Below are 22,673 nucleotides of genomic sequence, written 5' to 3'. Positions count from 1 at the left end.
TTACCGCTTGTGCGCCATTGAACGAACCACGAGATCGCCGGTCGACTGGATTGCCTGCACCAGCACGATCAAGATCACGACTGCGACGAACAGCACCGGTGTGTTGAATCGTTGGTAGCCGTACTTGATTGCGAAGTCGCCGAGTCCACCGGCGCCGATGGCACCTGCCATGGCCGAGAAGCCGATCAGCATCACCGCCGTCAGGGTTGCTCCTGCTACCAATCCCGGAACGGATTCGGGCAGTAGCACCTTGGTGATGATGTCTTTGTCGGTGGCGCCCATGGACCGCGCTGCTTCGACGCGTCCGGAATCGACTTCACGCAAGGCGTTCTCGACGACGCGCGCAAAGAAGGGCACCGAACCGATGGTCAGCGGGACGATCGCTGCCGTGGCGCCGAGCGCTGTTCCGACGATCGCCCTCGTTGCCGGGATGAGGAGCACCAACAAGATGACGAACGGCAGCGAACGGCCGATGTTCACCACGGTGCCCAGAACCGAATTGAGGACGCGGTTGGGACGGATTCCGTCGGGCGCGCTCGCGTGCAACAGAACACCGAGAGCGATACCGATGATCACGGTGAGCACGAACGAGACACCGACCATGTAGAGCGTGTCGAGTAGGGCTTCCCATGCTTCGCCCAGGGAATCCTGCCAGGACGTCTTGTTCATGAGAACGTCACCTTCACTCCGCGCTGCGAAAGATGTTCTTCGACAGACTTTCTTGTCTCTTCGTTGCTGACGAGTCCCGTGTGCGAGGCGAACTCCACGCGAAGGCGACCGACCTGATGGGATCCGATGTCCTCGATACCGCCGGAGATCACGGTGACGTCGACGTCGAGATCTCTTGAGAGTTGGGAAATCACGGGTGAGGTGGACAGTGAATCGACAAAGGTGAGGAGCGCCGGAATTCCGGTCTTGGACGTTCGTACCGTTCCGGTCGGCAGTAGCGCCTCTCCGAGGGGTGAGTCCGGGTCTGCGACCAGTTCGGTGAGCGTTCCCTCGTCGACGATGCGGCCCTGATCGATCAGCGCAGCGCGATGGCAGATCCGTCGAACCACGTTGAGCTCGTGGGTGATCAGAACAATGGTCACACCGAGTCGTCGATTGAGATCGGCGAGCAGGTCGAGGATCGAATCGGTTGTGTCCGAGTCGAGGGCGCTGGTGGCCTCGTCGCACAGGAGGACGTCGGGTGAAGCCGCCAAGGCTCTCGCGATGCCGACGCGTTGTTTCTGGCCGCCGGACAGTTGCGAGGGGAAGGCGTCACGTCGGTCTTCCAAGCCCACCAACTCGATCAGCTCGTCGACGCGGGCACGTCGATCTGCCCGCGAGTATCCCGCCACTTCGAGAGGGAAGGCGATGTTGGCGGCGACCGAACGGGAATGCAGCAGGTTGAAATGCTGGAACACGACACCGATCCGCTTGCGTGTGTCGCGCAGTTGCGCTGGGCTCAACGCGGTCAGATCGGTGTCGCCCAACAGAATCCGGCCACTGGTCGGGCGTTCGAGCAGGTTGAGGCAGCGCAGCAAAGTCGACTTGCCGGCGCCGCTCTTGCCGATGATGCCGAAGATTTCGCCGTCTTCGATTTTCAGGGATACGGAATCGAGTGCATGCAGAACTTGTGTGCCGCTGCGGTATTCCTTGGAGACCGATTCGATCGAGAAGACCATGACGGGTCTCGATCAGGTAGCGCTGGCCGGAATGACCGAGCCCTGATAGGTCTGCTCGATGAACGTCGCGACGTCGGCGGACGTCAATGCCTCGGCCAACTTCTGTACTCGCGCATCGTTTTCGAGCGAGGTGCGTACGGTCAGGACATTGGCGTACGGGTTGCCCTCGGCCTTCTCGAGCACCAGGGCGTCCTTGGCCGGGTTGAGGCCACCTTCGATTGCGTAGTTGCCGTTGATGATTGCGAGATCGACATTTCCGTCGTCGAGCGTGCGCGGCAGCTGCGGGGGATCGACCTGGGTGAACGTGAGTCCCTTGGGGTTGTCGATGATGTTCTTCTCGCTGATCTGCGTGATGTCGGTGCCGGGGGCGCCCAACTGCTGATCGAGCTTGATCAAACCGGCCTGCTGCAGCAGGTACAGCCCACGGGCGAAGTTCGTCACGTTGTTGGATAAAGCGACCGTTGCGCCCTGGCGCAGGTCGGCCACGTTGGTGACCTTCTTGGAATATGCACCGAGGGGCTCGACGTGGACCTTCGCCACGGCGACCAGGTCGTCGACACCCTTTTCCTTCGACCACGATTCCTGGTACGGCACGTGCTGGAAGAAGTTGGCGTCGGTGTCTCCGGCTTCGAGCACCTCGTTGGCGTCGAGATCGCCGGTGATCTCGCTGACCTCGATCTTGGTGTCACCGAGCAGGCCCTTTTCTTCGACGAACTTCAGGATCTCGGCGTGCGGAACCGAAGAAGCGACGATGCGAAGAGGTGCGTTCTCGTCGGAGGAGTTGTCGCTCGAGCACGCGGCTACGGTTCCGACTGCGACGGCGGCCACTGCGAAGGCAGCGAGGAATCTTCTGGTGCGCGAGCGTGACATGTGAATCTCCAAGACATAGCCGAACGCACGCCGAGATGGCGTGACAGTTGCTGAACGCTAGCCCGGTAAACCTCCCGTGAGGAGATACAGAATCACCGCGATTTTTTCATGTACCTATTGTCCGAGCAGGATGACCGGAACGTCCTCGGCAAAATCGACTACCAGTTCGCGACGCGAGAACAGCCAGGTGCCGTCGATCTTTTCGAAGCTGTCCTGGTAACGAATCTCGATCCGGTTGTCCCGGTGGCCCTCGCCCCGCGGATAGATGTGGTGAGCGGAGCAGTAAGCCTCACCGTGTGCGGTGGTGGGGCCGTCGAGGTCGAGGATCTGCTGCTCGACGATGTGCCGGGTCGAGTGCAGATGTGAGACGGCATCGACCACCGAACTGCTGACGACGGAGTTCCCACGTATCTCCGTCGGCGCACCCGTTCCGTTCAGTGCCGGCGGCAAGACGAATGCCACGTCGTCAGTGAAGAGAGCCGCAAGTGCAGTGGTGTTTCGGCGGTCGACGGCCTGTGCGTACCTGGCGGCCAAGTCGGTGAGAGCGACGCGATCCGAGGAGTCCATGCGCATATCTCACCCTATGTGACGCCGCTCATGTTTCGGCTTCCCGCTCATCGAGACACTCACAGCGCCCACCTGGGCATCTGGTTAGCGTCCAGGCCAAGAGTTGCCAGCCATGAATGCCATAGGAGAAACAGCGATGGATCTGAGGGAATCGCCCGAGCAGCAGGAGCTCCGCAAGGAGTTGCGCGCGTACTTCGCGGCGCTGCTGCCGGAAGAGAAGCGTCGCGCGGCCGGCGAGCAAGGTGTGGGTGGCGAGTACTTCCGCGAGATCGTGAAGTTGCTGGGCAAGGACGGTTGGCTCGGTATCGGCTGGCCCAAGGAATTCGGTGGACAGGGACGCTCCATCGAAGAGCAGTTCGTGTTCTTCGACGAGGTTCAGCGCGCAGGTCTGCCGTTCCCCTTCGTGACGGTCAATACCGTCGGACCGACGTTGATGAAGTACGGCACCGAAGAACAGAAGGAACGTTTCCTGCCCGGCATCCTGGCCGGCGACATCGTCTTCGCAATCGGGTACACCGAGCCCGAGGCCGGCACCGACCTCGCGTCACTCAAGACTCGTGCGGTTCTCGACGGTGACGAGTGGATCGTCGACGGCAACAAGATTTTCACCAGTGGCGCCAACACTGCCGACTACGTGTGGCTGGCCTGCCGCACCGACGCGGATGCCCCCAAGCACAAGGGAATCTCGATCCTGATCGTCCCCACCGAGGACGCAGGCTTCGAGTGGTCACCGATCAACACCGTCGGCGGCTTGATGGTGACGTCCACGTACTACTCCGGCATTCGAGTTCCGTCGAAGGACGTTGTGGGCGAGGTCAACGGCGGCTGGCAGCTCATCACGGCTCAGCTCAACCACGAGCGAATCGGCCTGGCGGCCATCGGTGGTCGCACGTACGGTCTGTGGAACCTGGTCCTGGACTGGGCCAAGGAAAACGGCGCCATCGACATCCCGTGGGTGCAACAGGACTTCGCTCGCACACACGCCAAGCTCGAGGCCATGCGACTGCTGAACTGGAAGATGACGGCAGCCGTCGCACAGGACACGCTCTCCGGAGCCGACGCCGGTGCCACCAAGACGTACGGGACCGAGACTCACGTCGACGTCTACCGCACCCTGCTCGGAATTCTCGGCTCCGCCGGTCGCATCCGCCCCGAGTCTCCGGGCGCTCTGCTTGCCGGTCAGATCGAGCAGATCTCGCGTCAGGGTGTCGTGAACACCTTCGGCGGCGGCGTCAACGAAGTTCTGCGTGACATGGTCGGCACCATCGGCTTGGGACTCGTTCGCGAAAAGAGGGTCAAGTGAGCGACATTTCGGCGCAACTCGACGCTTTTGTCGGCCAGACGCTTGTTCCCACCACCTGGGGGCCAGACGAGGTCAACATCCCCATGATCCGGCATTGGGCCGAGACCATGGGCGATACCAACCCCGTCTACCTCGACGACGACGCTGCCCGCGCCACCGGCCGTGACGGCGTCGTCGCTCCCGCTCAGATGCTTCAGGTCTGGATCATGCGGACCTTTACCGACAAGATGGCGGGCAACGACCCGTCGCAGGTGTGGACCGATCTGATCGCCACCCTCGACGCAGCCGGCTACAGCTCTGTCGTGGCCACCGATTCCGATCAGGAGTTCTTCGCCGAACTGCGCCCAGGCGATCGCGTTAACTACACCGAGGTCATCGAGTCGATTTCGCCGGAGAAGAAGACCGGCCTCGGTGTCGGACACTTCGTCACGACGCTCAAGACCTACCGCAACGGTGACGATCAGGTTGTCGGCACCCAGCGGTGGCGGACGCTGCGGTTCAAACCTCAGGAATCTGCTGCGCCCGAAGCTCCTCGTGCACTGCGTCCGCGTCCGGCTCTCAACGCGGACAACGCTTTCTGGTTCGAAGCAGCCAAGGAGCACCGTCTGGTGATCCAGCGCTGCACGTCCTGCAAGACGCTGCGTCATCCCACCGGCCCGATGTGCGGGGAGTGCCGGTCACTCGAGTGGGACACGATCGACGCGTCGGGTCGTGGCACGGTGTACAGCTTCGTGGTCAATCACCACCCCAAGATCGACGCGTTCGACTACCCGCTCATCGTTGCGGTAATCGAACTCGAAGAGGGAACCCGATTGATCGCCAACATGGTGGGTATCGCGCCCGAAGATGTCGTGGTCGACATGCCCGTGGAACTTGACTGGATCGACGCCGACCCGGATCTGACGCTTCCCGCGTTCCGGCCGGCCGTACGCGAGGAGCACTGATGGACTTCAATTTCAGCGAAGAGCAGGAAGCAATTCGCGCACTGGCCGACGAGGTCTTCACCAGCAAGGCAACGATCGAGCGCACCAAGGAGATCGAACTCTCCGCCGAGCGCGTCGACCGTGAACTGTGGCGCGAACTCGCGAGCACCGGGTTGCTCGGTATCGCCCTGCCGGAGGAGTTCGGCGGCGGTGGCCTCGGCTTGTCCGAGCTGTACGCACTGCTCGAACAGCAGGGACGTCACGTTGCGGCCGTGCCGATCTGGGAAACGACCCTTGCAGCATTGGCTGTCAACGAATTCGGCTCTGATTCCCTTCGCGCCGAACTCCTTCCGGGAGTTGCCGACGGCAGTCGATTCCTGACCGTCGGTCTCGAAGAGTTCGGTCCGTACACTGGCGGCGACCCACTGACCACGGCTGAGCAGGACGCCGACGGCAACTGGACTCTGACGGGTGAGAAGGCAGTAGTGCCGATGACTCACGTCGCGAACCTTGCTCTCGTTTCGGCAACCGCTTCCACTGGTACGGCACTGCTGCTGGTCGACCTGAGTGCCGAGGGAGTGACGCTCGAACAGACGCAGTCCACCAGTTGGGAGATCTGTGCCAACGTCACCTTTGCCGGTGCCCCCGCGCAGCTGATCGGTGCGGCTGACGGCACCACGGTTCCGTGGCTGATCGACCGCGTTCAGCTGGCATTGGCCGCAATCCAATGGGGCGTCGGGTCGGGTGCAGTCGCGCAGGCCGTCACGTACCTGAACGGCCGCAAGCAGTTCGGCCGTCCGCTGGCGACCTTCCAGGCCGTCAATCATCAACTCGCTGACTGCTACATCGATCTCGAAGCGATGCGCGTGACACTGTGGCAGGCCGCCTGGCGCATCTCCGAGGGACTTGATCTCGGCACCTCGGTACTGGTCGCCAAGTGGTGGGCTACCGACGGCGGACAGCGCGTCGTGCATCGCACCACGCATGTTCACGGCGGCATGGGCGTCGACACCGACTACCCGGTTCACCGTCACCTGTTGTGGGGCAAGCAGATTGCTGCCACCCTCGGTGGTTCCAGCTCCGATCTAGCGCGTCTGGGTGCGCAGCTCGCATCCGGTGTGGAGGTGCTCGCATGACCGTACTTGCCGGTCGCAGTTACGCAGACGTCGTTGTCGGAGAGGCATTGCCCGAGTTGGCGATCCCGCTGACCCGCACGTTGATCGTCGCCACGGCAATCGCCACTCGCGATTTTCAGGACGTGCACCACGATCCGAGCCTGGCGCAGGAGCGTGGCTCGAAGGATGTCTTCATGAACATCCTCACGAGCAACGGTCTTGTCGGTCGATACGTCACGGACTGGGCCGGATCTGCATCGACCCTGCGCCGCATCGCCATTCGTCTCGGGGCGCCCAACTACCCGGGTGACACCATGACGATGACCGGTGAGGTCGTGTCCAAGGAAGACGGAGTGGTCGTGGTCAAGGTGCAGGGTGCAAACAGCCTCGGCAACCATGCATCCGGCACCGTCGCAGTCGCTTTCAAGGAAGAGGAGAGGCCCTGATGGCGATCAGCCCACTCTCGGGAGCCGCCGCCATCGTCGGCATCGGATCCACCGAGTTCTCCAAGAACTCCGGCCGCACCGAACTGCAGTTGGCGTGTGAGGCCATCGTCGCGGCACTCGCTGACGCCGGTATCGATCCGTCCGAGGTCGACGGTCTGTCCACCTACACGTCGGAGACGAACGGCGAAGCGATCGTGGCTCGCAACTGTGGTCTCGGCGAGCTGAAGTTCTTCTCGCGCATTCACTACGGTGGCGGCGCTGCGTGTGCCACCGTGCAGCAGGCGGCCATGGCAGTTGCGACGGGTGTTGCCGACGTCGTGGTTTGTTACCGCGCCTTCAACGAGCGCTCCGGTGTGCGCTACGGCCTAGGGCAGCACGATCGCCCCATGGACAGCACCGCGGATCGCGCGGCATATGCGTGGATGACTCCGCAGGGATTGTCGACTCCCGCTCAGTGGGTCGCCATGTTCGCCCGCCGCTACATGCACCAGTACGGTGCGACGAGTGAGGACTTCGGACGAGTTGCAGTGGTGGCGCGCAAGCATGCCGCCAACAACCCGGCCGCTTGGTTCTACGAGCGTCCGATCACGCTCGAGGACCACCAGAACTCGCGCTGGATCGCCGAGCCGCTGCACCTGCTCGACTGCTGCCAGGAAACCGACGGTGGCCAGGCATTGGTCATCGTCTCTGCCGAGCGCGCAAAGGATCTGGCCAACAAGCCCGTCGTCATCAAGGGCGCCGCTCAGGGCAGTAGCAAGGATCAGCACATGATGACCAGCTACTACCGGCCCGACATCTCCGGTATCCCGGAGATGGGCCTGGTTGCTCGTCAGTTGTACGGCCAGAGCGGCCTGACCCCTGACGACATCAACGCCGCGATTCTGTACGACCACTTCACTCCGTTGGTGCTTCCCCAGCTCGAAGAACTGGGCTTCTGCAAGCCAGGCGAAGCAAAGGACTTCATCCGCGAAGGCAACCTCGAGATCGGTGGACGCCTGCCGTCCAACACTCACGGTGGTCAGGTCGGCGAGGCGTACCTGCACGGTGTCAACGGAATTGCCGAAGGTGTGCGACTGGTGCGAGGCACGTCGACCAACCAGCCCGAGGGCGTCGAAAACGTATTGGTCACAGCCGGAACAGCAGTACCCACCAGCGGTCTCGTTCTCGGCGCTGTTTGAGAGGAAAAGACAGTGACAACTTCGGAAGCTGCGAAGACCGCCGGCGATTGGCGTGGAGCCGATCTCGGGACCCGCACCGTGTCGTACACCGAGCGCGACGCAATCCTGTACGCACTTGCCGTGGGCGCCAAGGCGACCGAGCTGGACCTCGTCTTCGAGGATCAGCTTCGGGTACTGCCGACCTTTGCTCTGACGCTGGCGCAGTGGGCTCCCGACGCTCTGGGTTCGGCGGGCGCCTTCGACACCTCGACGGCGTTGCACGGCTCGCAAGAGCTGAAAGTGCTTGCTCCGCTTCCGCGTAGCGGTGACGTGACCTTGAAGGCTTCGGTCGGCGAGGTGTGGGACAAGGGCGCAGCGGCCGTGTTCGAAGTGAAGGTGGAGTGCGAATACTTCGTCGCGACCTGGTCACTTTTTGCCCCCGGTGCCGGTGGATTCGGCGGAGAACGTGGACCCTCACGTCCGGCGGAGCCGACCGGCGAGCCTTCGTTGACCGGTGTGCTGACCACAGCGGAGAACCAAACGGCGATGTACCGGCTCCTGGGCGACAAGCACCACATCCACATCGATCCCGAGGCTGCGGCGCGGATCAACCAGCCGCGTCCGATCATGCACGGCCTGTGCACGTTGGCCGCGAGCACGCTCGAGCTTGCCCGGGTCGCCGGAGTGCATCCGGCGGACCTCGTGAGCCTCGAGGGTCGATTCGCTGCGGCAATCCATCCGGGTGAAGCGCCGTCCATCGTTGCGTGGGGAACTCCCGACGACCTGGACTTCCAGGTCACCAAGGGTGATCAGGTAGCGATTTCCGGTGCACGAGTGAGCTTCTCCGCTCGCTAGTCCCTCCAGACTCAACTGCGGGGTGCTTGACCCCTCGTCGCGCCCCGCAGTTGTTCACACGAAGAAGCAGCCCCCGAGCGAATCCGCTCAGGGGCTGCTTCGTATTTGTTTCAATCCTGGTGGGTCGCCATGTAGCGAGCCGGGTACTCACCGCCGCCGTGAACGGCGATGTCGGCGCCGTTCACGTACGAGGAGAGCGGGCTCGCCAGGAACAGGCAGGAGTTGGCGATATCGGCCGGCACGGCCATGCGCTCCATCGGAATGGTCCTGGTGACCGCAGCGCCGCCGTCGGCGCCGTAGACCTCGGCGGCAGCCTCGGTACGGATCAGGCCGGTGGTGATGTGGTTGATCCGGACCTTCGGCGCCCATTCGAGGGCCAATGCCTTGGTCAGAACGAGGAGGCCTGCCTTGGCTGCGCTGTACGCCGCGGTTCCGGGCTGCGGATCGATCGCCGAGACACTGCCGATGTTGATGATGGCACCGCCGTCGTCCTGAGTCTGCATCACTGCATTTGCGGCCTGGGCAACGTTGAAGGGTGCCAACAGGTTCAGGGCCACGATCTTCTCGACGAAGCGGGGTGACACCGTCGCAGCGTCGGCGTCGGGGGAGCCGCCGGCGTTGTTGACCAGGACGTCCAGACGGCCGAAGCGCTCGACGGCATCCTGGACGAGGGCTGCGGCGTCGGCGGGATCGCGGACGTCCGTGGCGCGAAAGGCTGCGCTACGACCGTCGGCGGTGGGTAGGTTTTCGGGCTCGTTACGGCCACAGACCAGCACGTTCGCACCCGCGGCGAGGAAGGTTTCGGCGATGACGTAGCCGATGCCTTTGGTGCCGCCGGTGACGATCACCGAGCGTCCGCTGAAATCGACGGGGTTGGGCAGTGTCACGGTGGAGCCTTCCTGGTGCGGTGCCGAGCTGAATTGCCGCCCAATGTGATTGACGCGACGTGGTCGCACACCTTAGGGTCAAGCAAGTGCTTGGTTGTTTTGTAGGTCGAGTGTAGACGACAAACAGCGGCAGTCACCAGAATCGACCGGTCCCTCCCGCAAAAGGGACCTCTGCGTCGACGGACATTGGAGTAGTCACATGGGCAAGCTCGAAGGCAAAGTCGCACTCATCACCGGTGCGGGTCAGGGAATCGGGCAGGGGATTGCCCTGGCCTTGGCCAAAGAGGGCGCCGTGATCGCCGTTGCCGGCCGCACCGAATCCAAGTTGCACACCACGTGCGGACTACTGGCTGACATCGGTGCGCGCGGTGAGGCGGTGGTCTGCGACGTCAGCAAGAAGGACGACATCACCGACGCCGTGGACCGTACCGTCGAACTGTTCGGCGGAATCGACATCCTGGTCAACAACGCCAACGACTGCAAGCCCGGCCCACTCTTGAGCGTGCTCGACGAAGACTTCGAGCGTTCCTTCGCGACGGGGCCGCTCGCCACCCTGCGCATGATGCAGGCGTCGTACCCCCACATGAACAGTCGTGGCGGTGGCGTCATCATCAACATGGTCACCTCGGCGGCGGTGCGCTGGGATGCCAGTAACTACGGCGCTTACGGTTCCATCAAAGAAGGCATGCGCTCGTTGACCCGCGCTGCCGCCTGCGAATGGGGCAAGGACAACATTCGCGTTCTCAATGTTGCCCCGCACGCCAAGACTCCCGCGTTGCAGTGGTGGATGGAAAAGAATCCCGAAGAGGCAGCGGCATTTGTCGCAGGTATTCCGCTGGGACGCGTCGGAGACCCCGAGACCGACATCGGTCGTGCCGTCGTCTTCCTCGTCAGCGAAGACGCCGGGTACCTCACGGGTGCCACGATCCCGCTCGACGGCGGCCAGTCGCGCTGGGGCTGACCGCCATCGACCCGATCAGGTCATCACGGCGCCGCCGTCGACGGCAATCGTCTGGCCGGTGACGTTGCGAGCCTTGTCACTGAGCAAGAAGGCGACCATCTCGGCGATGTCTCCGGGCGTCTGAGCTCGACCCATCGGAACCATCTGTGCGACAAAAGAATCGAAGACGTCAGCATCGGAAACATCTGTGAGCGAGGGATCGCGTCGACGCAGTTCCTTGATGGTTCGAAGCCACATGTCGGTGAGGATCAGGCCGGGCATGACCGTATTCGAGCGAAGTCCTCGAGTCGCACCGATTCGGGCGACGCTGTGACTCATCTCGATCACGGCGGCCTTCGACGGTCCGTAGTGCGCGAGCATGTCACCGCCCAAGCGGGCACCGATCGACGCGATGTTGACGATCGATGCCGGACCCTCGGTTCTGCTCACGAATTCGCGGCACATCAGGAAGCTGCCCTTGGTGTTCACCGCAAAGGTGTTGTCCCACTGGTCTTCGGTGATCTCGAGGAACGGAGTGAAGACGCCGATTCCGGCGCCGTTGACGAGTGCAGTCGGGCTTCCGGCCGATGCAGCCACGTCGAAGGCGTTCTTGACGTCACCTTCACGTCGAACATCGCATCGTGCCGTGTGGACTGCTACGCCAAGGCTTTCCAGGCGTGCTGCGGTGTCGGCGAGTGCGGCCTCTTCGATGTCGAGGAGAAGCAGGGTGCCGAAGTCCTCCGCAAGGCGCTCGGCAATAGCGGCGCCCAACCCGGCAGCTGCGCCGGTGACAATGGCTACGGGCGCGCTCACGGCAGGTGCGTTTCGAGCAGTGGGGCAAGCAGTTCGGCTGCGCGCGCCGCAGTGATGACCTCGCTCGGGTCCACCTTGGTCACGACTTTCGAAGCAGAATCTTCGTAGACATGCTCACCGATGAGTCGCCCCTGCTCGTCGTACGGCCAGACAAATGCCAAGGTCCGACGCACGAGATACCAACCGTCGGGGTCGATGTCCGACGACTGTTCGGGGGCTGCGGGGGTGGATCCACCCGATTCGTGCACCGCGCCGAACACCCCGTCTCCCAGAATCGATCCTGGGACGAATTGACTGAAGAGAGTCTCACCCGAGAATCCGCTGTCGGAGACCGCGAAGTCGGACTGTCCGGTCCACATGACAAGGGTGTCCGTCTCGGCGAGTGACTGGTAGAAGTTGGTGACGGCGTCCATGCCGTCGAGGACAATCGACTGCCCGTCTTCGAACAACCGGTAGACGGGTTCTTCGACGGTCATGTCGGGCGAGAGGATTTCCTTGTAACGACCGGAGACCTCGAGCAATGCGTGGCGCCGGTAGTTTCGGAGGATCTTCTGGTGCCGCGGATTGTCGATGGTTTCCAATTGCTTTTCGACGCCATCCATCATGTGGACGAATTCGTGCTCGTACTTGCTCATCACATCTCCTGGTTTCGCGGATTCGGCGGGCTGTCCGGATCTGCGACAACTGTGACCTGACGTGGCATTCGCTGTACATGTAGAACTTCGTTCGACAATTGCCGGTTTGCTTAACTCCGCTGTTCAGATACCGTGATGGTCATCACTTTGCTGGCGAACGGCGGCCTAAGACAACCGAATGGACGGTAATGAAAAAGGCGAGAAGAGGTGAAGATCTGAATCTGCGGTTGGTGTCCTCGTTGCTCGTCGTCGTGGCGGAAGGGCACTTCGGACGAGCGGCAGACCGGTTGTTCGTCACGGCGCCTGCTCTCAGTCAGCAGATTCGTCGACTCGAGGAGCAGGTGGGAGTCGAGTTGATCGATCGCAGTTCGCACCCGGTGGTGCTCACCGCCGCGGGTGAGGTGTTCGTCGCGGATGCACGGCCCGCTCTCGAGTTCGCCGTCCGCGCGATGAACGGGCTCGACGCACTCGAGCGTCGGCGGGCCAGGCGGTTGCGGATCGGATTCATCAACGGGGCGGCCGGAAGTTTGGGACGTGCGGTGATCGATTCGTTGCATGCGGAGGTGGAGCTGGTCCAATTGGACTGGTCCCAACAGGTTTCCGCGGTGGCGAGCGCGACCGTCGATGCCGCCTTCGTGCGCCCTCCACTGCCGGTGCTCGACGGTGTGGTGCTCGAACGGATCGGCGTCGAACCGCGGGTGGTGGCCCTGCCTCGAGGGCACCGACTGGCGGGCCGTACGAGCATCGAGATTTCTGAAATAGATGGGACTGTGCAGGTTTCGAGTGACGGTGCGCCACCCGAATGGGTGAAATGGTGGTCGGTGGACCCGCGCCCCAGTGGTGTACCCGTCCGGTACGGTCCCTCTGTCCGCACGATGGACGAAGCGCTCGAGGTTGTCGCCAACGGTCGGGCGGTGGTGATAACGGCAGCAACCATTGCCGAGTACTACACCCGCTCGGATATCAGTTTCGTGCGCATTTCCGATATCGAGCAGTGTTCGATCGATCTGTGTACCCGTGAGGGCGACAGCAGTCCGGCAGTGATCGAGCTACGCAAAGCTGTTTCAGCCCTCGGTGCCGACAGGTGATTGCTGTGTCCTGATGTGATGCGCATGTACTCGGATGAAATACGCATTCTTGCCGTTTTCGTTTTAGTCGCTTAGACTAAAACCATGAAAACGACGCACACTGCACTCGAAACGGTCGAGACGGCAAAGGTTTCGGCTGATGTGTTCGGGGGAGTCCCCAGTGATCTCGACTCCCGCCGCGCTGCAAAGCGTCGTTTTCATCGGCTCGCCTCAGCCATTCATCCGGACCGGGCGAAGCCCGAAGATCGGGTGCGATACTCGGCCGCAACATCTCGATTGAACGAGCTTTACCGCAGTTGGACAGTGGAGTTCGAGCCGGCAGATTCTCGACCCGTTTATGTCGGCGAGCGGGGCGAGTACATGTTGGGTGGACTGGTAGAGCGCGGCTCGGTCGCTAACCTGTACCGGTCCGATGCCGGTGTCGTACTCAAGATTCCGCGAAACCCTCGGGCGAACTCGATGATCGAGGCCGAACGGAATGTGCTGACGGACATCGAGAATTCGTGCGAAGCCGGTTGGGCAGTCTCGTACTTCCCGCGATTGATCGATCGAATCACCCATGTGGGCAGCGGCACGAGACGTCAGATCGATGTGCTGGACGATCTGACCGAAGGTTTTGTGAGTCTCGCCGACGTCCGTGAGGCGTATCCGGGTGGCCTCGATCCACGGGACTGGGCGTGGATGCACCGACGGCTACTTCGGGCTCTGGCAGCAGCACATGCGACTGGTTGGGTGCACACCGCGATTACCGCGGAGAACGTGCTGATCGAGCCTGATCGGCACGGGGTGGTGCTGGTCGGCTGGTCCTTTGGCACCCGTACGGGCAGCCGCCCGGTGGCGACGATCGGTTCCGATCGTGATTCGTACCCACCGGAACTCGGCGAAGGAGCGTCTCCGGCCTGGGACGTCTACATGGCTCATCATTTGATGCTCCGAATGCTGGGCGAGCAGACCCACGAACGGATGAAGGTGTTTGCCGACGGCTGCATGCAGGACAACCCGAGATTGCGTCCCGACGCGGTCGACCTACTGGGTGAGTTCGACGAACTCCTCGATCTTCTCTATGGCCAGCGGACATTTCGTCCGTTCGCCGTTCCATCCACGAAAGGACAGTGATTGTCATGGGCTACGGATACTGGGACGACAACACCTATTTGGCGGGCAAGACTTTTCGTGCCGCACGCGGTGTCGACGATTTCGGTTACACCGATTCGCTTCGGTCGCGTCCGCGAAGCAGTTGGAAAGCGGACCCGACCCTCGACCCCTTCGGCGTCGACAAGCGTGAATGCCGAGACTCGGCCGGGCACCCCGATTCTCTCCCGATAGCAGTGCTTTTCGATGTCACCGGCTCGATGGGCGCTGTTCCGCGAATCATGCAGGACAAGCTCGGAAAGCTGCACGGGCTGCTGCAACGCAAGGGATACGCGGATGATCCGCAGATTCTGTTCGGTGGTATCGGCGACGCCGATTCCGATCAGGTGCCACTACAAGTCGGTCAGTTCGAGTCGGGTAACGCGATGGACGAGCAGCTTCGGACGATCTTCCTCGAGGGCAACGGTGGCGGACAGAAGTCGGAAAGCTATGAATTGGCAGCATATTTCATGGCGCGCCACACCAGTACGGATGCCTGGGAGAAGCGCGGAAGGAAAGGCTACCTCTTCATCATCGGCGACGAGCTGAACAAGCCGCGGCTCTCGGCTCGTCACATCCGTTCGGTGATCGGGGACAAGGTACGTCAGGACGTATCGGTCTCGTCGATCTACCGTGAACTCGAAGAAAGATGGAATGTCTACTTCGTTCTGCCAGATCAGTCGTCGTACTTCAACGATCCGGAAATCGCGGATCACTGGAAGAAGTTGCTCGGTGAACGCTTCGTCAAACTCGACGACCCCGCTGCGGTGTGCGAACTGATCGCGCTGACGGTCGGAATCGGCGAGGACCGCATCGACCTGCGTGACGGACTGGCGGATCTCCGCGACATCGGTTCAAGAGCTGAAGCCGAGACCGTCGGCAAGGCTCTCGCTCTAATTCCAGGGCGCAGCACCGCGACGGTGGCCGGGTTGCCCCACGATCTCGGAACCGATACGGACGATGTCGATTTCGCATAGAAGGAGAGCATGATGGAGCCGTTCGAAGACCGCGATATCGTCGTCGTAGACCTCGGGTTCGGAGATGCGGGGAAGGGAGCAACCGTCGATTGGCTTTGCTCCGACCAAGCCGATTTGGGTGTGGCCGCAGTGGTCCGCTTCAACGGTGGGGCACAGGCAGCGCACAACGTGACGGTCGGCGAGCGCCACCACACGTTTTCGCAGTTCGGTTCGGGAACGCTGTCCGGCGTCCCGACGTTTCTCTCGAGATTCGTGTTGGTCGAGCCCATCGCGCTCGCCCGGGAGGCGCGTGCTCTGGAAGCGCTCGGAGTTCGAAATCCGTTCGATTTGATACGGATCGACGCGCGCGCATTGTTGACGACGCCGATTCACGTGGCCGCCAACAGGGCCCGTGAGGATGCTCGCGGCGGTAACCGACACGGCTCGTGTGGCAAGGGGATCGGTGAGACCGCGGCGTACGCGCTCGAAGTTGCGAATGCGCCTACGGTGGGAGACTGCCGGCGACCTGACTCCTTGCGTCGTAAGTTGTCGGCGTTGGTCACATTCTACGGACCGTTGATCGCGGAGAGTCGCCACGGTTTTCCGCCGATCGACGACATGGTCGACATGTACGCGGAATTCGGTGCCGTCGTGGACATCGCCGACCCGGATGCGCTGGGCGCGTTGGGTGCCGGTGGTCGTCTGGTATTCGAGGGGGCACAAGGTGTCCTTCTCGACGAGTGGCGGGGGTTTCACCCACACACCACGTGGTCGACGGTCGAGCCGTCCAACGCGCGAGCAATGATCGACGAGTTGGGCCGGGACAGTTACGTACTCGGCGTCACCCGCACCTACATGACACGACACGGAGCTGGGCCCTTCCCGACGGAGGATCCGGAGTTGGCGAAGGTGTTGCCCGAGCTGCACAACGGGACGGGTGAGTATCAAGGCGGATTCCGGACGGGCCACTTCGACGAGTTGTTGTTGCACTACGCAATCGAGGTGAGCGGTGGCGTCGACGGTTTGGCGCTTACTCATCTCGATGCGATGGATCGCGCGCGGGCTGCAGGCATCCCGATCCACGGGGTGCACGCGTACGAAGGATTGCCGTTCGTTCCCGTCGGAGAGTGGAAGGATCTCGATCACCAGCAGGCGCTGACAGATTCCCTGAAAGCCGTAGGGGTCGTGCCGAAGGAACTTCCGGCCGACCCGGAGGATTTCGCCCGGTATCTGAGCGAGGAAATGGGTGCGCCGGTAGTGCTGACCGCGAACGGTGCCGACCGGGTCGATCGTCAGGTGCGCTGCCCAGTGCCTGCATGATGGACGGTGTGGACCAGTCACTTGTCTCGATCGATGTCATCGCGCTCCGGTTCGGCAATCCGGAACCCGGGATGTTGCGATTTGCCGTCACTCCGCGGCAAGCGGAGCCGTACACCGGGCAGTTGGCGCTGCCCGGTGTACTGCTGGGCGCCGGTGAGCGGTTGCAGGACGCCGCCAGGCGAGCCGTGACCACCAAGCTCGGAATTCCCGACGAGAAGATCCTCGTCAGCGGTCAATTGACCGTGTTCGACGAACCCAATCGAGACCCCCGCGGTCCGACGCTCTCGGTGACCATGTGGGCAGTGATCTCGTCGGACGAGGTGCCGGGTTCGGCCGAATGGGTGAGCTGGGACAACCCGGGGGACCTTGCGTTCGACCACAATCGGATAGTCGCCGATACCCGCCCGATCCTTGCTGACACCCTGTTGTGGCGAGATCAGGCATTCACGCGGGCACTACTGGGTCCGTCGTTTCCGGCGTCGTACGCGCTGGCCGTGGCGGAGGAGCTTTCCGGTGTGCGTCCGGACCCGGGCAATTTGAACCGGACGCTCAAAGCGTTGCCAGGGCTGGAACGTACGGACGAACGAGTCCGGGTCAGTGCCACCGGGCGACCCGCGGTGGTCTGGGCGTGGACCGAAAACAGCTGACCTACCTCAGAAGTTGCCCCGCGCGGCCTGCTCACGCTCGATCGCTTCGAACAGGGCTTTGAAGTTTCCCAGTCCGAATCCCAGTGAGCCGTGGCGTTCGATGATCTCGAAGAACACGGTGGGACGATCTCCGATCGGCTTGGTGAAGATCTGAAGAAGATAGCCGTCCTCGTCGCGGTCGACGAGGATGCCTCGCTTCTGCAATTCCTCGATCGGAACTCGAACCTCTCCGATACGCGCGCGCAATTCGGGATCCTCGTAATACGAAGCCGGAGTAGAGAGAAACTCGATTCCTTCGTCGACCAGAGCATCGACTGCTCCGAGGATGTCGTTGGTCGCAAGCGCGAGATGCTGAGCGCCGGGACCTTGATAGAACTCGAGGTACTCGTCGATCTGTGACCGCTTCTTCGCGATGGCAGGTTCGTTGAGTGGGAACTTGACTCGGTGATTGCCGCTCGAGACGACCTTGCTCATCAGCGCGGAGTAGTCGGTGGCTATGTCGCCGCCCACGAACTCGGCCATGTTGGTGAATCCCATGACCCGGTTGTAGAAGTCGACCCACTGGTCCATCTTGCCGAGTTCGACGTTGCCGACGACGTGGTCGAGGGCCTGGAAGATGCGCTCGGGCGCGCCGTCACGCTTGCGGTACGACGACGTCCGTTCGACGTATCCGGGAAGGTAAGGGCCGGTGTAGCGGGAACGGTCGACGAGGGTGTGCCGAGTCTCGCCGTACGTCGCGATGCTGGCCAGGCGAACGGTGCCGTGCTCGTCGGTGACGTCGTGCGGTTCGCTCAACACCGTCGCACCTTGGGTGATGGCGTGCGCGATGCACTTGTCCACGTCAGGGACGCTGAGCGCGATGTCGCGGATGCCGTCGCCATGACGGCTGTGATGCGCGATCAACTCGCTTGTCGGATCCACAGCACCTTTGACGACAAAGCGCACGGCACCGCTCTTGAGTACGAACGCGTGGTGGTCGCGGTTTCCCGTCGACGGGCCTGAATAGGCCACCAATTCCATGCCGAATGCGGACTGGAAGAAATGTGAAGTCTGCGTGGCGTTTCCGACGATCCATTCGAGGCCGTCCCAACCACTCACCGGGAAGGGATCGTGATCGCTGTCGTACTCGACCAGTCCGACCAGCTGGCGTAATTGCTCCAGATCCAGGCCGGCCAACTGTTCGTCGTCGGTGAGAGTCTGTTCGACGGTCATGGTGAGTCCCCTCTGAGTGCGATGTACACAGCGCGGTGCTCGAGTTATGTTCGGCACTGCCGGTACAAACAGATAAGTCCTTCAGAGGTTGGGTAGTCAACGGAGGTAGTTGAAAGTAGACACAGCGCCGGAATGCGAAGATGGTGGCACTGTTTTGTAGGCAATTTGCATAGTTGAACGACGAGTGGAGCGGACGTGAATCTCGACGCAGTGGATCTGGCTCTGTTGGACGCGATGAACAAGCACCCGAGAGCCGGTGCGTTGGAGCTTTCGCGTCAGGTCAAGGTTGCGCGGGCGACAGTGCAGGCGAGATTGAAAAGGATGGAAGATGCGGGCGTCATCGCCGGATACGCGCCGCACGTCAATTTGGCTGCAGCGGGTTTCGGAGTACAGGCATTCGTGACTTTGCAGATCGCCCAGGGGGCGCTCGACACCGTCACCGCGGAACTCGAGGCGATCCCCGGTGTGCTCGAAGCCTTTGCCACCACCGGCTCCGGCGACGTGCTGTGCCGGATTGCCGCTGCGTCGCACGAGGATTTGCAAGCGACGCTGCTCGAACTGAATCGGTCGGGGATAGCCACCCGGTCGACCAGCGTCATGGTTCTCTCGGTTGTGGTGCCGCTCCGGTCGATGCCCCTCCTGCAGACTCTGCAGTCGGAGCAGACAACCAAGGCCCCGGCGTACCGACGAGGCGGTCAGTCTCGCTGACGACCCGGAGCCCAGAATCCCAGAACGATCGCGGATACCCACATGATCGCAGCGAGCGTGAGTGCTCCTTGATCCATGCCTTTGATGAAGGCTTCACGGGCGAATTCGGCCAACTGGGCACCCTGCGGCCCGGCTGCTTCGGCGACGTGGAGAGCGGCGGCCAGAGAACCGGATACCGGCTCCTTGGCCGGTTCGGGTAGCAAGTCGACCGCGGGCTGGACGTGATTTCCGTAGCCGGCGGCGAGGATACTTCCCGCCAGTGCAACGCCGATGGCGGAGCCGATCTCACGGGTTGCGTCGTTGACTGCTGATGCAACACCCTGTTTGGAGTCCGGTGCGTTGGAGACGATGGCAGCAGTGGCGGGGGTTGTCGACAAACCCAATCCAATAGCGGCCACTACCAAGGGAACACAGACTTCGGCATAGGTCGAACTGGCGTCCAAGCGCGTCAAGAGCGCAATTCCGGTTCCGAGGAAGGCAACCCCGGTGGCGGTGAGGGCGCGAAGGCCGATACGCGGAATCAGCAGGGGAGCAACCACGGACAGCGCCATCACCGGCACGGCGATCGGCATGAGGGCGAGCGCCGATTGCAGGGGGGAGTAGTCGAGCACCAGTTGGAGATACTGCACGATCAGGAAGAACAAGCCGAAAGTCGCCAGGAATTGCAGGGTCAGTGACGCTGCGCCGCTGCCGAATGCACGATTGGCAAACAGTCTGACGTCCAGAAGTGGGTGGCGAGTGCGTAATTCGACCCAGCTGAAGATTGCTGTCATGGCAATTCCGCCGACCAGCAACGCGAGAACTACCGGATCGAGCCAACCACGGGCCGGCGCCTCGATCATCCCCAGGACGAACAGTCCGATCGAGCCGGCGATCAGCGCTGTACCAGGTAGATCGAGTGGAGTTGCCTCCGTGTCCTTCGACGTCACGATCGTGAACGACACCACGAGGATGAGGACCGAGACGACGGCCAGGCTGACGAAAATCGAATGCCAGGACCATTTTTCGAGGAGTAGCCCGGAGACGACGAGTCCGGCGATTGCACCGGACCCTGCGACGCCGGACCAGACTCCGACGGCGCGGGCACGCTGCGCCGGCGGGAAACCTGCAGTGAGTAGAGACAGCGTCGCCGGCATGACAAATGCGGCGCCGACGCCGGATATCACGCGGGAGACGATGACCCACGACGGTTCGTCCGCGAAGACCGGAATCGACGAGCCGGCAGCAAAAACGAGTAGTCCGAACATGAGCAGTTCTCGTCGACCGTATCGATCGCCGAGTGCGCCCGCCGGCAACAAGAGACAAGCCAGCGTGAGCGTGTACCCGTCCACGATCCACGTGAGCTGGCTCTGTGTTGCACCGGTATCGCGGGCCAAGTCGGGAAGGGCCGTGTTGAGAGCGGCCATCGCTGCGACGACCAGCGCGACGGCGCAGCACGCGACCGTCAGCATCCAGATCTGTCGGATGGTCCACGTGGACTGTTCGAGCGTCGTATCGCTACTCACGAAACCTCCCGATAGAAACAAGACCATCAGTATCGTTACAAGAACAGCAGTTCCACAACCCCCAAGTGGGTATAACTGAAGTTGTGACGGTGGGAATCGACAAGCAGGGAATCGAACAGCAGGGAAACGACGAGGACCCGCGCAAACAGCGTTCCAGGTCCAGGTTGCTCGACGCAGCGACCACGCTGCTGGCAGAAGGCGGCGTCGACGCCGTGACGATCGATGCCGTCACCAAGTTGGCCAACGTCGCGCGTGCGACGCTGTACCGCCATTTCGACAGCGGCACGGAGTTACTCGCCGCGGCATTTGCACGTCTACTGCCGCCGGTGCCGGAGATGTCCGGTGAAGGCGATCTCCGCGCGCAGTTGCTCGAGTTGTTGACCAGTCAGGCCAAGGCCATCGAAAGCGCACCGATCCAGGTGACGGCGATGTGCTGGCTCGGCTTGGGGCCGGAACTGAAGGGTTATTCGAGCGTCGATGCCCTGTCCACGGACAAGCCCGAATTGCGATCGCTGCGCCAGACGGTTTTCGAGCAGTACCGACACGCGTTCGATCGGATCCTGCGCTCGCCGGACGCGATCGACGCGTTGGGGGAGTACGACTACGACGTCGCACTTGCTCAGTTGGTCGGACCTTTGGTGCTCACCAAGCTGGCCACGCTGACGCCTCTCGGGGAGGCTGCGTGTGAGCAGATCGTGGACGACTTTCTGGCTGCACGCGGAGTGTCGAGCTGAGAGCTCACGGCTCCAGATTGCGGCGTAGCACGTACTGCTCGAGCCTGTCGATGCCGCGCACTCGTCGCGGACGAAGGTGTCGCAGTTTGAAATTGGCGTCCGAGCCGAGCTGGGTGGCCAGCTCGGAGTCGATCAGCACAGTGCCGGGACGAGCAGAGCTGGTGAGACGCGCGGCCTTGTTGACCACCGAACCGTAGAGATCTCCGAAGCGAACCAACGTCGGCCCCATGGCCAGACCCACCCGAAGCTGCGGATCGTCGTGATCGGCGAGGACCGCCTGCTGGATCTGCAAAGCGATCTCGGCGGCGTGATGAGGACTCTCGGCGGCAAACATGACCTCGTCACCGACGGTCTTGACCACCCAGCCGTAGTTGCGACCGATGATTTCGGTGGACGCGGACTCGAACCGCTCGAGCAGATCGTTGAGTTCGGCGGAGTCGAGGCCGCGGGTCAGCGAGGTGTACCCGACGATGTCGGCGAAACCCACGACCAGAACACGACTCGCTACTTCTTCGCCCGGGTTTCCGACGTTGCGGCCCGTCGACGACGCGACGTGGCGCTTCCACACGTACGTCTGCAGAGATTCGACAGCGGGAATGATCTCGGCGCCGAGGCGCAGAACGATCTTCCGGATCGCTTCGGGCTCGTGATCTGCCGAGTCGGCGAGCTGGTCGATGATGTGTGTGCTGATCAGCGAGACCTGCCACTCAGCCAACCTCGACATCGACTGCCCCAGTGAACGGGCGGCAGCCACCTCACTGCTCTGCGAGATGACTCCTCGATTGACCATGTCGATGATCGTCTTGAGGGCGTTGGCGTCTTGCTGGGTGAACATGACGGCGTCGGGATCCTCGTCGACGGCAAAGCCCATCGCGACCCACAAACGATCGGCACGCTCGCGTGTCACACCGGCGAATTCCGCGATCTGCGATTGCGTGAAGCAGCGCGGTCCGCCGAGGAGGGACTCCTCGATGTCGGCTTGAATCCGGCTGAGCAGATGAGCATCGACGTCGACCGGATCAGCGGTGTGAGGTTCGGCAACGTGAGATTCAGCAGGGGCGGGTTCGGTGACCTCGTCGATCCACTCTGACTCCGAACTGCTCACCGTGCTCCTTATTGCCGCAACGAATTTCTGTCCACCATCTTCCACGCGGTGCCACGAGAACAGTACTGAATTGGCCGAACCGTCTACGG

The 22,673-nt window shown here is 62.3% G+C and carries 24 protein-coding genes; 14 read left to right on the top strand and 10 right to left on the bottom strand.

Annotated features, from left to right (window positions below; genetic code table 11):
- The 4 genes from G9U53_RS16505 to G9U53_RS16490 all read right to left on the bottom strand — a co-directional run bounded on the left by G9U53_RS16505 (position 1) and on the right by G9U53_RS16490 (position 3,110).
- Positions 1 to 669, bottom strand: a complete 669-nt coding sequence (locus G9U53_RS16505) for a methionine ABC transporter permease (protein WP_007732650.1) — start codon at positions 667 to 669, stop codon at positions 1 to 3.
- Positions 666 to 1,667 (bottom strand): ATP-binding cassette domain-containing protein, encoded by a 1,002-nt coding sequence (locus tag G9U53_RS16500; protein WP_030536999.1) that lies wholly within the window; start codon positions 1,665 to 1,667, stop codon positions 666 to 668. The genes G9U53_RS16505 and G9U53_RS16500 overlap by 4 nt, the downstream gene beginning before the upstream one ends.
- A 12-nt stretch (positions 1,668 to 1,679) precedes the next feature.
- Entirely contained in the window at positions 1,680 to 2,537 is an 858-nt protein-coding gene (locus tag G9U53_RS16495; protein ID WP_003940478.1) for a MetQ/NlpA family ABC transporter substrate-binding protein, read from the bottom strand.
- Positions 2,538 to 2,651: 114 nt separating this feature from the next.
- A complete protein-coding gene (locus tag G9U53_RS16490; RefSeq protein ID WP_030537000.1) occupies positions 2,652 to 3,110 on the bottom strand; it encodes a nuclear transport factor 2 family protein in 459 nt (152 codons plus the stop codon).
- 130 nt (positions 3,111 to 3,240) lie between these two features.
- On the opposite strand from G9U53_RS16490, the gene G9U53_RS16485 reads away from it, so the two are divergent.
- The 6 genes from G9U53_RS16485 to G9U53_RS16460 are packed head-to-tail and all read left to right on the top strand — an operon-like array spanning position 3,241 to position 8,903.
- Positions 3,241 to 4,407, top strand: a complete 1,167-nt coding sequence (locus G9U53_RS16485) for an acyl-CoA dehydrogenase family protein (protein ID WP_003940442.1) — start codon at positions 3,241 to 3,243, stop codon at positions 4,405 to 4,407.
- Complete coding sequence (locus tag G9U53_RS16480) at positions 4,404 to 5,351, top strand: MaoC family dehydratase N-terminal domain-containing protein (protein ID WP_042448383.1); 948 nt, start codon at positions 4,404 to 4,406, stop codon at positions 5,349 to 5,351. Before G9U53_RS16485 ends, G9U53_RS16480 begins: the two co-directional genes overlap by 4 nt.
- Positions 5,351 to 6,466, top strand: a complete 1,116-nt coding sequence (locus G9U53_RS16475) for an acyl-CoA dehydrogenase family protein (RefSeq protein WP_030537002.1) — start codon at positions 5,351 to 5,353, stop codon at positions 6,464 to 6,466. Before G9U53_RS16480 ends, G9U53_RS16475 begins: the two co-directional genes overlap by 1 nt.
- Positions 6,463 to 6,891: a MaoC family dehydratase gene (locus G9U53_RS16470; protein ID WP_003940399.1), complete on the top strand. Its 429-nt coding sequence runs from the start codon at positions 6,463 to 6,465 to the stop codon at positions 6,889 to 6,891. The genes G9U53_RS16475 and G9U53_RS16470 overlap by 4 nt, the downstream gene beginning before the upstream one ends.
- Complete coding sequence (locus tag G9U53_RS16465; protein ID WP_003940050.1) at positions 6,891 to 8,069, top strand: lipid-transfer protein; 1,179 nt, start codon at positions 6,891 to 6,893, stop codon at positions 8,067 to 8,069. The genes G9U53_RS16470 and G9U53_RS16465 overlap by 1 nt, the downstream gene beginning before the upstream one ends.
- A gap of 12 nt (positions 8,070 to 8,081) precedes the next feature.
- The gene (locus tag G9U53_RS16460) at positions 8,082 to 8,903 is read left to right on the top strand and encodes a MaoC/PaaZ C-terminal domain-containing protein (protein WP_165638920.1); all 822 of its coding nucleotides are present in this window, start codon (positions 8,082 to 8,084) and stop codon (positions 8,901 to 8,903) included.
- A gap of 110 nt (positions 8,904 to 9,013) precedes the next feature.
- Here G9U53_RS16460 and G9U53_RS16455 read toward each other — a convergent pair whose 3' ends face one another.
- Positions 9,014 to 9,790, bottom strand: coding sequence for an SDR family oxidoreductase (locus tag G9U53_RS16455; RefSeq protein ID WP_003940546.1), 777 nt, complete (start codon positions 9,788 to 9,790; stop codon positions 9,014 to 9,016).
- 199 nt (positions 9,791 to 9,989) lie between these two features.
- Here G9U53_RS16455 and G9U53_RS16450 point away from each other — a divergent pair, with 199 nt between their 5' ends.
- Positions 9,990 to 10,751: an SDR family oxidoreductase gene (locus G9U53_RS16450; protein ID WP_081558427.1), complete on the top strand. Its 762-nt coding sequence runs from the start codon at positions 9,990 to 9,992 to the stop codon at positions 10,749 to 10,751.
- 15 nt (positions 10,752 to 10,766) lie between these two features.
- On the opposite strand, the gene G9U53_RS16445 is transcribed toward G9U53_RS16450, so the two are convergent.
- Both G9U53_RS16445 and G9U53_RS16440 read right to left on the bottom strand, forming a co-directional pair.
- Positions 10,767 to 11,543: an SDR family NAD(P)-dependent oxidoreductase gene (locus G9U53_RS16445; protein WP_165638919.1), complete on the bottom strand. Its 777-nt coding sequence runs from the start codon at positions 11,541 to 11,543 to the stop codon at positions 10,767 to 10,769.
- Positions 11,540 to 12,178 (bottom strand): hypothetical protein, encoded by a 639-nt coding sequence (locus G9U53_RS16440; protein ID WP_007732640.1) that lies wholly within the window; start codon positions 12,176 to 12,178, stop codon positions 11,540 to 11,542. The genes G9U53_RS16445 and G9U53_RS16440 overlap by 4 nt, the downstream gene beginning before the upstream one ends.
- A gap of 188 nt (positions 12,179 to 12,366) precedes the next feature.
- Between G9U53_RS16440 and G9U53_RS16435 the strand changes: the two genes are divergently transcribed.
- The 5 genes from G9U53_RS16435 to G9U53_RS16415 all read left to right on the top strand — a co-directional run bounded on the left by G9U53_RS16435 (position 12,367) and on the right by G9U53_RS16415 (position 17,320).
- Entirely contained in the window at positions 12,367 to 13,266 is a 900-nt protein-coding gene (locus G9U53_RS16435; RefSeq protein ID WP_065455831.1) for a LysR family transcriptional regulator, read from the top strand.
- An 84-nt stretch (positions 13,267 to 13,350) separates the two neighbouring features.
- On the top strand, positions 13,351 to 14,382 hold the full coding sequence (locus G9U53_RS16430) for a hypothetical protein (protein ID WP_081558426.1): 1,032 nt from the start codon (positions 13,351 to 13,353) through the stop codon (positions 14,380 to 14,382).
- Positions 14,383 to 14,387: 5 nt separating this feature from the next.
- Positions 14,388 to 15,374: a hypothetical protein gene (locus G9U53_RS16425; RefSeq protein WP_030537005.1), complete on the top strand. Its 987-nt coding sequence runs from the start codon at positions 14,388 to 14,390 to the stop codon at positions 15,372 to 15,374.
- A gap of 12 nt (positions 15,375 to 15,386) precedes the next feature.
- The gene (locus G9U53_RS16420; protein ID WP_081558867.1) at positions 15,387 to 16,673 is read left to right on the top strand and encodes an adenylosuccinate synthetase; all 1,287 of its coding nucleotides are present in this window, start codon (positions 15,387 to 15,389) and stop codon (positions 16,671 to 16,673) included.
- Positions 16,670 to 17,320 (top strand): NUDIX hydrolase, encoded by a 651-nt coding sequence (locus tag G9U53_RS16415; protein ID WP_020909123.1) that lies wholly within the window; start codon positions 16,670 to 16,672, stop codon positions 17,318 to 17,320. The genes G9U53_RS16420 and G9U53_RS16415 overlap by 4 nt, the downstream gene beginning before the upstream one ends.
- A 6-nt stretch (positions 17,321 to 17,326) precedes the next feature.
- On the opposite strand, the gene hppD is transcribed toward G9U53_RS16415, so the two are convergent.
- A complete protein-coding gene (gene hppD, locus G9U53_RS16410) occupies positions 17,327 to 18,532 on the bottom strand; it encodes a 4-hydroxyphenylpyruvate dioxygenase (RefSeq protein ID WP_058037677.1) in 1,206 nt (401 codons plus the stop codon).
- A 195-nt stretch (positions 18,533 to 18,727) separates the two neighbouring features.
- Between hppD and G9U53_RS16405 the strand changes: the two genes are divergently transcribed.
- A complete protein-coding gene (locus G9U53_RS16405) occupies positions 18,728 to 19,240 on the top strand; it encodes an Lrp/AsnC family transcriptional regulator (RefSeq protein WP_051649709.1) in 513 nt (170 codons plus the stop codon).
- Here G9U53_RS16405 and G9U53_RS16400 read toward each other — a convergent pair.
- Complete coding sequence (locus G9U53_RS16400; protein ID WP_058037678.1) at positions 19,228 to 20,772, bottom strand: MFS transporter; 1,545 nt, start codon at positions 20,770 to 20,772, stop codon at positions 19,228 to 19,230. The genes G9U53_RS16405 and G9U53_RS16400 overlap by 13 nt on opposite strands.
- Before the next feature lie 56 nt (positions 20,773 to 20,828).
- Between G9U53_RS16400 and G9U53_RS16395 the strand changes: the two genes are divergently transcribed.
- On the top strand, positions 20,829 to 21,479 hold the full coding sequence (locus G9U53_RS16395) for a TetR/AcrR family transcriptional regulator (RefSeq protein WP_030537009.1): 651 nt from the start codon (positions 20,829 to 20,831) through the stop codon (positions 21,477 to 21,479).
- A gap of 4 nt (positions 21,480 to 21,483) precedes the next feature.
- On the opposite strand, the gene G9U53_RS16390 is transcribed toward G9U53_RS16395, so the two are convergent.
- The gene (locus tag G9U53_RS16390; RefSeq protein ID WP_208690623.1) at positions 21,484 to 22,476 is read right to left on the bottom strand and encodes an adenylate/guanylate cyclase domain-containing protein; all 993 of its coding nucleotides are present in this window, start codon (positions 22,474 to 22,476) and stop codon (positions 21,484 to 21,486) included.
- Between the last annotated feature and the right edge of the window lie 197 nt (positions 22,477 to 22,673).

The organism is Rhodococcus sp. D-46 (genome assembly GCF_011290655.1).
In the GTDB taxonomy this organism is placed as follows: domain Bacteria; phylum Actinomycetota; class Actinomycetes; order Mycobacteriales; family Mycobacteriaceae; genus Rhodococcus_F; species Rhodococcus_F qingshengii.
The sequence above is the reverse complement of the archived record's forward strand: the minus strand, read 5'-3'. Positions and strand labels throughout refer to the sequence as shown.